The sequence below is a fragment of the Paraburkholderia oxyphila NBRC 105797 genome (assembly GCF_000685075.1).
In the GTDB taxonomy this organism is placed as follows: Bacteria; Pseudomonadota; Gammaproteobacteria; order Burkholderiales; family Burkholderiaceae; genus Paraburkholderia; species Paraburkholderia oxyphila.
Map to the genome: position 1 here is coordinate 209,402 of NZ_BAYD01000006.1, position 12,462 is coordinate 221,863.

11 protein-coding genes are annotated in these 12,462 nt (G+C 57.2%); 7 read left to right on the forward strand and 4 right to left on the reverse strand.

Annotated features, from left to right (window positions below):
* The first annotated feature begins 37 nt into the window (after positions 1-37).
* From priB to BO1_RS06070, 5 genes are all read left to right on the forward strand, one after another.
* Positions 38-337, forward strand: coding sequence for a primosomal replication protein N (gene priB / locus BO1_RS06050; RefSeq protein WP_028216786.1), 300 nt, complete (start codon positions 38-40; stop codon positions 335-337).
* A 2-nt stretch (positions 338-339) separates the two neighbouring features.
* Positions 340-615 (forward strand): 30S ribosomal protein S18, encoded by a 276-nt coding sequence (gene rpsR, locus BO1_RS06055; RefSeq protein ID WP_028216787.1) that lies wholly within the window; start codon positions 340-342, stop codon positions 613-615.
* A gap of 27 nt (positions 616-642) precedes the next feature.
* Positions 643-1,095, forward strand: coding sequence for a 50S ribosomal protein L9 (gene rplI / locus BO1_RS06060; protein ID WP_028216788.1), 453 nt, complete (start codon positions 643-645; stop codon positions 1,093-1,095).
* Between the two features lie 209 nt (positions 1,096-1,304).
* Complete coding sequence (locus BO1_RS06065; protein ID WP_028216789.1) at positions 1,305-2,687, forward strand: replicative DNA helicase; 1,383 nt, start codon at positions 1,305-1,307, stop codon at positions 2,685-2,687.
* A 368-nt stretch (positions 2,688-3,055) separates the two neighbouring features.
* A complete protein-coding gene (locus BO1_RS06070) occupies positions 3,056-4,321 on the forward strand; it encodes a tyrosine-type recombinase/integrase (protein WP_028216790.1) in 1,266 nt (421 codons plus the stop codon).
* A gap of 72 nt (positions 4,322-4,393) precedes the next feature.
* On the opposite strand, the gene BO1_RS06075 is transcribed toward BO1_RS06070, so the two are convergent.
* Positions 4,394-4,879 carry a replication/maintenance protein RepL gene (locus tag BO1_RS06075; protein ID WP_028216791.1) on the reverse strand — a complete coding sequence of 162 codons (486 nt, stop codon included), beginning with the start codon at positions 4,877-4,879 and terminating at the stop codon, positions 4,394-4,396.
* Between the two features lie 856 nt (positions 4,880-5,735).
* Complete coding sequence (locus BO1_RS58845) at positions 5,736-6,206, reverse strand: hypothetical protein (protein WP_156992146.1); 471 nt, start codon at positions 6,204-6,206, stop codon at positions 5,736-5,738.
* A gap of 387 nt (positions 6,207-6,593) precedes the next feature.
* Here BO1_RS58845 and BO1_RS06080 point away from each other — a divergent pair, with 387 nt between their 5' ends.
* Both BO1_RS06080 and BO1_RS58850 read left to right on the forward strand, forming a co-directional pair.
* The gene (locus BO1_RS06080; protein WP_028216792.1) at positions 6,594-7,127 is read left to right on the forward strand and encodes a hypothetical protein; all 534 of its coding nucleotides are present in this window, start codon (positions 6,594-6,596) and stop codon (positions 7,125-7,127) included.
* Positions 7,128-7,214: 87 nt separating this feature from the next.
* Positions 7,215-7,940: a COG1361 family protein gene (locus BO1_RS58850; RefSeq protein ID WP_156992148.1), complete on the forward strand. Its 726-nt coding sequence runs from the start codon at positions 7,215-7,217 to the stop codon at positions 7,938-7,940.
* A 100-nt stretch (positions 7,941-8,040) separates the two neighbouring features.
* On the opposite strand, the gene BO1_RS58855 is transcribed toward BO1_RS58850, so the two are convergent.
* The gene (locus BO1_RS58855; protein ID WP_156992150.1) at positions 8,041-9,732 is read right to left on the reverse strand and encodes a hypothetical protein; all 1,692 of its coding nucleotides are present in this window, start codon (positions 9,730-9,732) and stop codon (positions 8,041-8,043) included.
* A gap of 200 nt (positions 9,733-9,932) precedes the next feature.
* Positions 9,933-12,071, reverse strand: a complete 2,139-nt coding sequence (locus BO1_RS06095) for a hypothetical protein (RefSeq protein WP_156992152.1) — start codon at positions 12,069-12,071, stop codon at positions 9,933-9,935.
* Between the last annotated feature and the right edge of the window lie 391 nt (positions 12,072-12,462).

Here is a 12,462-nt window from a genome sequence, read left to right on the forward strand (position 1 = left end):
CCATCAGGATTCAGGCTCAGTTGCGTAGACCAACCGCGTGAACAGGCTGCAGCTCACGGCTAGTGTCGTCGAACGCGAACCGGTGCGGTACACCCCCGCCGGCGTTCCGATCGCCAGCGTCACGTTGCAGCACCGCACGGAGGTCGTCGAGGCCGGCATTGCCCGCTTCGTCGAGCTCACGATGCCCGCGGTGGCGGCCGGCAAGGCCTGCGGTCTCGTCGAAAGCTGCGAGATGGGCGTGGAAGCGCTCTTCACCGGCTTTCTGGCGAAAAAGCACCGCAACGCGCGAACCCTGGTGTTTCACATCACCGAAATGCAAGGCACAGGAAAGGACTAATCATGCCCCGCCCGACTGGTAAGAAATTCGACAAGCGTCGTCAACAGCAAAACCCGCTCTTCAAGCGCAAGAAGTTCTGCCGCTTCACGGCTGCAGGCGTCGATCAGATCGACTACAAGGACATCGAAACGCTGAAGGACTTCATCGGCGAAAACGGCAAGATCACGCCGGCTCGTCTGACGGGTACGAAGGCCCACTATCAGCGTCAGCTGGACACGGCTATCAAGCGCGCGCGTTTCCTCGCGCTGATGCCGTACACCGACCAGCACAAGGCCTAACAAGACGACGCGATAAGGAGCAATAGAATGCAGATCATTCTTCTGGAAAAAGTCGTCAACCTGGGTAACCTCGGCGACATCGTGAAGGTGAAGGACGGTTACGCACGTAACTTCCTGATCCCGAACAAGAAGGCACGCCGCGCAACGAAGGACGCAATCGCTGAATTCGAAGTTCGCCGCGCTGAACTCGAAAAGGGCGCCGCTGAAAAGCTGGCAGCTGCTCAAGCCGAAGGCGAAAAGCTGAACGGCCTGACCGTTCAGATCGGCCAGAAGGCTGGCGTGGACGGCCGTCTGTTCGGCTCGGTCACGAACGCGGACATCGCCGTTGCGCTCACGAAGCAAGGCTTCGCAGTGGAAAAGGCGCAAGTGCGTCTGCCGGAAGGCCCGCTGAAGATGGTGGGCGACCACCCGGTGCAGGTTTCGCTGCACACCGACGTCCTCGTCGACGTCACGGTGTCGGTGCTGGGCGAGCACGCCTAAGCACCCAGGCGGCCTTGGGGTGACCCGAGGTCGTTTGACCGCTGTCATTTCAAGGAAGGCAGGAGCCCCGCGGCTTCTGCCTTTTTTGTTGCGCGAGCGCCGCTGCAGTTTTGCCGCCCGCTTGCGGCGCCTTTGCCGCTGGTTTGCTGGCGTCTTGCTGCTGGTTTCCGCTTGTTCCAGGTAGCCGGCTTGTCCGATAATTGCCCTCCATGAACGCTCCGAAAGATCCCCAACTCGACTCGCTGAAGGTCCCGCCGCATTCGATCGAAGCCGAGCAGTCGGTGCTTGGCGGCCTGCTGCTGGATAACGCCGCCTGGGACCGGATTGCCGACTTTCTCTCGCAAAGCGACTTCTACCGCTACGATCACCGCATCATCTTCGAGCATATCGGCCGCCTGATCGCGGCGACGCGCCCGGCGGACGTGGTGACCGTGTACGAAGCGCTCGGGACCTCGGGCAAGGCCGAGGAGGTGGGCGGCCTCGCGTACCTGAACGCGCTCGCACAAAACACGCCGAGCGCCGCAAACATCCGCCGCTATGCGGAAATCGTGCGTGACCGCGCGGTGTTGCGCCGCCTCGTTTCAGTCGCCGACGAAATCTCGGCCGACGCTTTCAACCCGCAGGGCAAGGAAGTGCGGCAGTTGCTCGACGAGGCCGAGTCGAAGGTCTTCTCGATTGCCGAGGACGGCGCGCGCGGCACCCAGGGCTTCCTCGAAATCGGGCCGCTGCTCACGCAGGTGGTCGAGCGCATCGACACGCTCTACCACACGGCCAATCCGAGCGACGTGACGGGCACGCCCACTGGCTTCATGGACCTCGACCGCATGACCTCGGGCATGCACGGCGGCGAGCTGATCATCGTGGCGGGGCGGCCATCGATGGGTAAGACCGCGTTCTCGATGAACATCGGCGAATACGTGGCCGTGGAGTACGGCCTCCCGGTCGCGGTGTTCTCGATGGAAATGCCGGGTACGCAGCTCATCATGCGTATGCTGGGCTCGGTCGGCCGTCTCGATCAGCACCGCATGCGCACGGGCCGCCTGACCGACGAGGATTGGCCCAAGCTCACGCACGCCGTGCAGAAAATGAGCGAGGCGCAGATCTTCATCGACGAAACCGGCGGCCTGAACCCGATGGAACTGCGCTCGCGCGCGCGGCGTCTGTCGCGCCAGTGCGGCAAGCTCGGGCTCATCATCATCGACTATCTGCAGTTGATGAGCGGCTCTTCATCGGGCGAAAACCGCGCGACCGAGATTTCGGAAATTTCGCGCTCGCTCAAGAGCCTCGCCAAGGAACTCGACGTTCCGGTGATCGCGCTTTCGCAGCTCAATCGCGGCCTCGAGCAGCGTCCCAACAAGCGTCCGGTCATGTCGGACCTGCGTGAATCGGGTGCTATCGAACAGGATGCGGACGTCATCCTGTTTATCTACCGCGATGAAGTCTATAACCCGGACAGCCCGGACAAGGGCACGGCCGAAATCATCATCGGCAAGCAGCGTAACGGCCCAATCGGGCCCGTTCGACTCACGTTCCACGGCCAATACACGAAATTCGACAATTTTGCCGGGGCGCAGAACTTCTACGCCGAGTAACTCAAACGTAGCCGGGATGCGGAGCATTTGCGCCAAAGTGGCGCAAATGCCGATTGCGCATGCCTGGACGAGTGCGGCCAGCGGTTCGTGACGATACAATGTCGCCGTTTTATGACGGCTATCTTGCCGTTTTGTGACGGCGATCCGAGACCAATTACCGGGATTCCAATGTTCGGTCGATTCATGCCCACCGAGGGCGAAAACAATAAGGTAAACTAGCGTTCTAAGCGCTCCTATCGAACGATGCCAATTTTTAAGCCCTTGAAAAGTCTAAAAAAGTTGTCATTCGTTCAATAGGAGCTTCTACAGACGAAGAATCGAAAGTGCGTAACTTGGTGCGTAAGCACCTTCGGCCGGGGGCAACGAACATGGCAGCAGCCAACTTCAAGACAAAGACCGCTCGCGACAGGCTGACGCCCCGGCACATGCCGTATTGGGACAACCTCCAGCGGGGTCTTTCCATCGGCTACCGGAAAAATGCGGGCGAGTTCGGCACGTGGATAGGGCGGCGGGCAAGCGGTGGGCAACCGAAATATCAGTACCAGACCGTTGGCGATGAACGGGGTATGGACTATCCGGCTGCGAAAAAGGCGGTGGAGAAGTGGAACGATGAACTGGCGTCCGGGGTCGTCGTTCATACGCGTCAGAAACATACGGTTGCGGATGCGTGCCGCGCCTATGTGGCAAATCGGCGTGCTCGGAAGGGGGCCGATACCGCCTATGATGCCGAGCGCCGATTCACGCGGTACGTGTACCCGGAAACGTGCGGGCTGAAAGAGGGCGAGTCTTTGCCTGACGGGAGCAAGAAACGCAAACGCCTGAAGCGCGAAGCCGCGTTTGTCTACGAGAACCCTATCGGGGAGATTCCCCTTGCGCAGCTTCGCCCCCACGATGTTGAGCGCTGGTGCGATGCGCAACTAGATTCCTGTGACTTCGACCCCGAAGACGACGAAGAGCTATTGCGCGCCAAGGATACGATTAATCGTAATCTCAAGTCCCTCAAAGCGGCGCTGAATTACGCCAAAAACAAGCTGAATTGGGTAGCGACTGATAAGGGCTGGAAGGAAGCCGAAATGTATAAGCGCGAGGGCGGGAAAGACGTTGGCGCGCGCCGTATCGGATACTTGGACGCCAAGGCGCGCGCGGAATTGCTGGGAGTTCTGCCGGCTGATTTGCGCAATCTAGCGCAAGCAATGCTGCATATCGGCGCGCGTCCCGGCGAACTAGCTAAAGCGAACGTTAGCAACCTCGATAAGGTTAAGGGGGAACTGACGCTGACAAAGGGTAAAACCGGCGAACGAACTGTTACGCTTTCGACTAAAGCCCTGGAGTTTTTCAAGGAACAGACAAAAGGACGAATTGGAAACGCGCCGCTTTTGCCGATGGAAAACGGTGAGCGTTGGTCCGCGCCAATTTGGGGGAGACTGTTCCGCGAAGCCCGCGTATTGGCAAAAATGCCCGATGCGGTTTTGTATTATTTCCGGCATACCTTCATCCGGGAATATATCGACCAAGGAATCGATATTTACACGGTCGCCTTGCAATGCGGGACAAGTGTAGAAATCATTGAAACCAACTACGGTGGCGCAACAGAAAACCTGCGCGCGCGGCTCGACAAGGTTTCGATACTTTAGTACTAGCGGGGCAGTGCCCCACGCATCGCGCGCAATCGACCGTACAAAGAACCCCGCACCAGGCGGGGTTTTTCATTCTTCGTCATTCTTAACCACGCGAAGCTTTGCCGCCGAATCAGCCACCGGGGCATTCGGCGTAGGCTCGTTCGCATCCGATTCGTTGCGATACTTGATAAGCACCGACATACGCTTATTGTGGTCACCCTTGAAGATCACAGACGGATTCAGACGCCAGAGACTGCGCCGCACTTCCGTAATCACGTTCGCGGATGCGAGGGACGACATGAGCCGTTGAACCGTCTTCAGGCTCGTATTCGTCGCATCCGCGATTTCCTTTTGCGTGGCAAAGACGCGGTTCTGTGCATCCGCCTGGGAAAGCACCCACAGCAACACTTGCATCTTTGCGTTGCCGACCTCGTCCACCAAATCCAGGATTTCGTGCAACCAGATTTTGTGGAAACCCGCGTCCCCAACCGTCTTAAGCACAACCTGAGCGTCGATAATCTCGCCGCTATCCTGATCGACCAGGGTACGTTGCCCCTGAAAGTATGAACCCATGCTGCCCCCGTATGTTCGCCACGGGAGAAGATTAGCACAAAGAGACTCGAATGTGACTACTTTTGTGGTCTGAAAAAGTGCACGTTAAGTGGTCGTCGTCAGTACGTACAAACTGGTCAGAAAAGTCCACTTTGTGCGCCTCACGAAATACATACTTTGGGCATGCCAAGGTATGTATTTGCCTAAAAAAGAGGCAGAAGCAGGCCAAAATTGACTACTTTCGCGGTCAAATTTGACCACATACCTCTATACCTGGCGGGGGTTTCCGGACGTTCCCTCTTATTCTGCTTTATACGCTCCTGCCAGTTCCCGCGTCCCAATGCACGGCTCCACCCGCACCCGTGTCCACCTAGAATCACACATCTGTAATCCGTGGATCACACCGTAAAATCGCGAATAGCACGGTTTGGTTTGCAAGCGTTTGAGGGGTAAAAGGGCAGGGAGCGAAGCGAGCCAAAAAGCTGTGAGGCCCCGACTGCGCGGCCCAAGGTGCGAGACATTCGGAATCGAGTAGGGCAGTTATGAACCGCATCGGTTTGCCCGCGTCCCTATGCACGGCTGGGCACGGCTCCATTCGGACCCGCACCCAACCCGCACACAGGGAACCCTCACGGTCCCAGGCTTCGCCCTGACGCGCTTCGCTTGCCTCAATGAGAGATGTTCTTGGCTGCAACCGGGCGGGTGGTTGGCGTGACTTGGTTGGCGCTGTCGCGCTTTCGATTCGAAAAGCACGAATCGACCAATGGGCTGGTGCGCCCCTTGGAACCCTCGCGCTCGCGCGCGACCCTCTCTAACCCCCCAGCGCGTTTCCTGTAGACAAAAAAAGGGGTGCCCAGCCCCCCCTAAAATTCAGTGATCAAAATGCCTCTCCTGGAGACCATTTTCTGCACTGATATGTCACTGTGTAAGGGTCACGGTGCACTGTCAAACCAAAATAGGTCATTACCCCTGTTTCTCTGCTAATCTCATACTTAATAACTTGCGCAAATCCAGGGTAATAGTCGCACTGGTCCCTAGATCCAGCAGCTGATTCACTAAAAGATATAAAATTTTGCCTTATATCGACCTTTTGCATTATGGGGCATCCATCGGGGAACACCTGACTATTTTTGGCTTCAAACGTTACGCCATCCTGAAAATAACCCACCTGGTTGCCTTTGTGCAGTTCAATATCTTTCTGCTCAGGGGTTATGAAAACTAGAAGAGAGTCATCTGTTGAATCGCATCGAAGAATAATTTTCGCTGAAGCGCTATCGAATGCCACCATGATCGCAAATGCTACAAATAGCAGACGGGATGTTTTACGCGAAACACGAGTGATAGTCATGGATGAAAATCCTCTATCTTGGAATTGGCGAGGTCGATCGACTGAATTTAAGGCAGATAGCGGGTAAAATGGTAATGATCTAGATCATTTTGATGACTACATTAAAAAGGTTATTTGATACATCCTCTAGGAATATAGATCATCCGACGGGTGAGAGAAGGATCTTTCCCCGTTAGCGTGCGACACCGTACAATAAAGTGCGAACTTGTAAGCATATTCGTCTAGCGTGTAAGCTAGTCGAACCCGCCAGTCATACTTGGGATAGTGCGCGTTACCGGCGTGCTGACGGCGCCATTCAACATTACAATATCTCTTTGGACCGCCGCTAGAACATTCGGTCAAGTCAAGTAACCAGCGGGGTGACGTATGTTTGAGGAAGGGGAAGGCTTGAGTTCTGATCTGAAGTTCGCCATTGAGGCGACCTACGACAAGTTTGCGCAGCAATGGGATTTGGAGGTAAGCAAACCCGATTGGATTGCCGCTTGGTCCCCCTTCCTGAAAAGCTTTACGGTTGACGAAATCGACGCCGCCGCCGATCACTGCGTTAAGGAATTCCGCCGCCCGCCTGGTCCGATCGAATTGATAAGGCTGGTTACGCGCTACCGCGAGGGTAAGCCGCTTTCAGCGCCGATCGTTTCGAGGCTTGAACGCCTGGCGTACTTGCTCCTTACGAGCGATGAATTCATCGGTCAGGACGTTTCCAACGCGGAGATCAGAGACGCTTGCCTCATTGCTGCGGCGATTTCTGACAAAAAGACACACGCTGAAGTCTTCCCGGATGGCCTGACTCCTGAAACGGCGATCTACCTGAAGAACGAATTTGCTGAACGTGCCCGTATGTTCGCGAACGTCGCTGACGAATGGCAAGCGGATGCCTCCGAGGGGAAGGGATATTGGGCAGGGACCTTTGCTCGCAAATAGACAGCGACTGCGAGCTTTGCCTACGGCCCAACCCAGAGCATAATTTTTAATACTCCAAGCCTCGCGTACAAAATTGGATGAAGATTAATGCCAGAAAATTTACCACAATCTGATGCAAACAATAAACAGCAGGAACCGGGTGTGGTCAGCGGCAATATGAAGATCGAGTCTCAAGAAATTCGCCTCGCAAACAGGTTTAAGAAATTTCTAAAATCCACGATCGCCTATTGGGGAAGCTTTGTTGCTCTAGTTGCTGCCGCAGGTACTGCATGGCAGGCTTACATTGCAAAAGAGAGCCTGAATGAGACTAGACAGACGTTCAGAATTGATGAGCGGGCGTGGCTAGAAATAAAGGTGGGAGATCCTGAAGCACAGCCCCCATCACCCGGCTTCCCACGAGTATTTCGATATGAAATATCCGTTCAAAATTTCGGCAAAACCGTAGCGCACAGCGTCGAGGTGAAGATGTCAAATCCGTCGGGCAGTTTCCAATTTGTGGAAAATCCGCAATACACTGCGGGGATGCAGGCAATGGTAGAATCTGGGAATAATGGCCAAACAAAATGGACTCCTGGCTCAATCGCCCCGAACGCCGCCCCAACGTTGCCACTGCTTAGCGCGGGGAGTGCCCCACAAAAAACTAACTCCTCAGACACGGAATATAGTTTCATCGTTGGACGGGTCGATTATCTGGATGCTTTCAATACACGTCACTGGTTAAGATTCTGTTATTTCGTGTCCAATGACAATGGCGAGTTGAGGTACTGCAAATCTGGAAACGACGAAGACAGCAACCCAGAACCCAATCAATAATCGCGGTCGATAAATCGACCCCTATATTCCAACCGAGATCGGCGGGAGACTTTCGCTTGCCCCAAAAAGAAAAAGGGGTGCCCATTTGGACACCCCTTTCTTAGTTCAACAGTCCAGCGTTCGTAGCCTGGAAGTTATTCGGGTCATAAGACGCGTTTGCGGCCCCTTGGCCGGGTTGCGCGAGCATGCCACCAACATACGGTGCCGCAACACGCGCGGGACTTGCTAGCGCCCGTAGCGGTCCCCGAGCGGTTGCCAGAAGCGGGGCCACATTTCGAATACCCGGAAGGTACGGAACCGCAGCAACGCCAGCTTTCAGCGCCACCACCGGATTGTGGAGTGCGAGCAATCCGCCAATCATGTTTCGTCCTGCCGTTCCGCTGTCCGGAACGGTCGCGCCCAATAGGGGTTGTGCGGTCGTAGCCAGGTTCTGTGCATATCCCTGTCCGCCACCCGACGAGGTCGCACGCTGGAAAGCCGATTGACCGCCACGGGCTGCATTTAGGTACTGAGCAGGCGTGAATGTGTTATCAGCCTTCTGTGCGCCGGTTCCGCCCGCTGCTTTTTCCATGACCTTGTAGCGAGCGTATGCGGTGTTCGCTTGCTGGAGATTCTGGGCGACTGACGTATTGCTGTGGTATTCCGCGTTGGCCGTCAAAGCGTCCTGCAAGCCGTTCAGGTAATTGACCATCTGAGCATCGTCACTCGTGGCGGTTGGGCCACTGTGCGCACGAATAGCTTCGCCAATCATCGAGCGCGAATCCGCCCATTGATCGCCCGTCAGGTTGCCGCCATTCTTGTTCAACAGTTGATTGTTGACGAGGTTGTTAAAGCGACCCGCTAGAGACGGTGCGTCCTGTGCAATCCCATTTTGCAAATTCGCGATATCCGATTGCAAAGCGGGGTCCATGACGACCTGGCCGTTACGCGCGATTTGGTCAAAGCGCTGTCCGATGGTGTCGCGCACGTGTGCAACCATGTCCGAACCTGGCGCGATATCGCCCGGTAGCGTTTCCCCGATAGGTGCGAGCGCATCATTTCCGATGGCCCGGTTAAAGTCACCTACGGCACGACCGCGCGCGCTGTTGATCAGGTCACCGACGAACGGCAGACTTGCTGCTTTCTGTTCCAGGCTGGAGCCAACCGGTCCCATTGCTTGACCGAACGTCGGACGGATACCCGCAGCCTGCAACGTGTTGACCGCAGCATTCCCGACAGGGGAGAGCACACGACCGAGCACGGAACCGACAGGACCCGCGACGGCACCACCTACAGCGCCTTCGCCAATCTGGCCTAGCTTCTGTTGGGCAAAGGATTGGTCGGGGTCTTGATTGGTGACCGGGGTTAGTGCGCCATATGCACCGCCTTGAGCTGCCAGGGTGCCAACACGTGCCGCAGTCGGAGCGACCGCGCGAACGATACCCGGCGCATTTGCCGTAGCAGCTTGCGCCGCCTGTCCTGCGCGTGCTGCCAAGGTAGCGTCAGCGCCTGCGCCTCGTGCCACTGCGCTAGCTTCACCCGTGCCCAAAAGGAACGGCGCAATAGAACCGACAGTAGCGCCGATACCTGCCCCGATACCATCCGGGACGGCCTTTTGATAGTCCGCTTCGTTTTGCGCGAGCGCGGCATCGTCAGAATCCGAAACGCCTTGCGCATACTTCGCGACTGAGGATCCGGGCGCGACATAGTTAAGACCACCCGCAACGCCGTGTTCCACAAGCTGCGCCAGGCCGTTAATGGGCTTCATGAAGTTATGCCCCGCCGCGCGGACCATCGCTTCACCTTGACCCATTTGTGGCGCTGGATCGGTGGACGGTTGTGCAGCAGCCGGAGCGGGTGAGGGTGCAGCCTGCGCGGGAGAACCAAGCCACGCATCGAACGATTGCGGCTGCGCGGGGGCTGATTGTGCTGGAGCACTCGCCGGGGCGCTTGACGCGCTAGCGGGTTGCCCCGCGTTGAGCCAGTCATCGAATGATGTAGCCATGTTTATCCTTACTGTGCCATTAGGCCATTCTGATACGCCCACTGATAGCGCGGCTTCAATGCCGGATTCTTCGCGATTTGCGCCTGAATGGCTGCGCGTTGCTGATTAGGGTCTGTCAAAGTCAGAACACCCGCCATCTGTGGCGTAACGTTTTGGTCGAATTCCGCCGACTTCTGGCCGAACTTCACCGCGTCAGGGTTCGGGCTGTTGTAGATCGGTGCCAACACTTGCCGCTTCAGGTGGTTCATGTTGTTTTGAGCGACCGCGTTATCAATACCCGCGTACTGCGCCTGTTGTGGACGGTCGTATGTCGGGAGTGCTTGCGCCACTGTCGCGCGCGATGCATCCGTACCCGTTCCACCTGGTGCGATAGACGAAATCACGGACGCGTGTAGCTTGTCGTATTCCGCATTCGACGCATTAAAGCGTGGACCCAGTTCATAGGGGAGCATGTCCCCGATACGTCCGGTTGCGCCAGCTTGCCCCGCCAATTGACGCATACGCGCCAGGTTGGCGTTAGTCTGCTGATAGTTCGCGTCCTGGGCGCTCATGGCCTGCATCTGTTGAGTCATGGCCTTAGCCTGACTTGAGCTTGCCGAATTCGCGCCCGCTTGCGCGCCCTGTGGCGGTTGTGCGTACACGGCCTGAGGTGCAGCCTGTGTGGGCGCGCCAGACGGTGCGCCTTGCGCTGCCATTGGAACGCCTGCACCCGTCATGAATCCAGGGCCGTTCTCGTGAATCATGATTGCCGAACCGAGAACCTGGCGCACCATAGGGTTAGACAGGTCAATCGGCTGATTCGGTGCGAGGCCCGTACGCTGTGAAACGTCCTGGATATATGCCGCCGTGTTGTTACCGTCACTCGCGGGTGCCCAACGGTTGATAACACCGCTAATGGTGTTGATACCGTGCTTGCTACCGTACGCGGCTAGGTTATTGTCCACCGCCTGCATACCCGCCTGCATCGTCGGATACTGCGCGTATGTACCGTCCGGAGCCTTGATGTTGCCTGGATTGTTATTCCGGATACCGAGCGGAACATTTCCCTGCGCAGTGACACCACCAGGAACACCACCAGGAACACCACCAGGTGCGCCGCCTGTTGCCGGGTTGCCCAGCGCTTGCGACGTGGACATAACCGGGAGCGGGTTGCCTTGTGCATCGTATCCGCTGTACGGCTTCTGGTCGTTCTCACCCGCAGCCTTTGCAGACTCGCTTGCGCGCACCGCAGCCAGACCGCCTGGGATTTGCGTAAGGTTGCCTTGCTGGTCGTAGGTGTAGCCAGTCGGTGCAGCCGGGTTCGTGTAGTGCAGTTGACCGTCCGCGCCCATGTAGGCCGAACCCGGACGGAACGTAGTCATCGCCTGTTTGTTCGCGTAGTTCTGCATGTACGCCTTGAACTGGGGCGTATCGCGTCCACCGAAAGCGTCAGCGGCGTTCTTCTCGATATCCGTCATTTGCCAACTTGCCGCCACCTTTGCCGCGTAGCCTTGCGGGTCCGCTGCGTAGGCCATCTGTGAAACTTCGAGCGGTGCGCCACGAATCAGATACGGATTGTCGGTGTTGGCTTGCCCTTGCGCCGGGGCTTGGTGACCATCCGCCGTAGCCGCTTGCGGGGGAGCACCGTTAGCACCAGCGTTCGCCGCCGCTGCGACCGAACCAACCGGAGCGCCGCCCGTTGCCGGAGTGCCGTTAGGAGCGCCACCAGCCGTAATGGATGCCGAACCACCCGGCGTAGCTGCTGCGCCTTGCGGTTGCCCGTTCATTGCGCCCATGATTCGTTGCTGCATCCCCATCTGTGCGCGTAGCTGGTTCATCTTGAACGCGTTCATCTGGTTCTGAAGCGAGTTTTGAAGGCTTTGCTGGTAACCTTGTTCGCCACCCTGAATACCTTGCGCCAGACCATAAGCCAGGCTCTTAGTACGAGGGTCGAAACTTGGCGCGCCCGCCTGCATCATTGCGACGCCCATATTCAAAAGGGCGTTCTGTGCTGCGGAGTGGCGCTGTTGATCCGTGTAGACCCCGCCACCGGCACCCATCGCGTTTGCAAGGTTGTCGGAAATGCTAGGGTCCTGTTGAGCGGGTGCATTTGCTGCATTTGGATCGGTCGTGTTACCACCACCGAAAAGATTATCTAGGAGTCCCATATTTACCGTGTTCCGTAAAGTTGCTGTAGGCGTTGGCTAATACCCTGTAGGGCTTGCATGCCTTCACCACCACCACCGCCCATTGGCATTGAAGGCGGGGCGTACTGCGGTTGCTGTTGCGCGCCTTGACGCTGCATAGCACCACCCAAAGCGCCCATTGCACCCATCGTGTTCCCTGGCTGCATTCCGCCCATTGAAGTCCCGCCAATCGGTGTGGTGCCCGCCGTCGTCCCCGACAGACCGCCACCCAGTGCGCCCGCTTGGGTGCCGCTCATTCCGCCACCGGGGTTCAGACCGCTAAACAGACCTGTAGGCGCGCTACCGAATGCACCGCCCATATCCCCGCTCATGGCGCTACCTACGCCAGATTGGACAGGCGAAACAACATTGC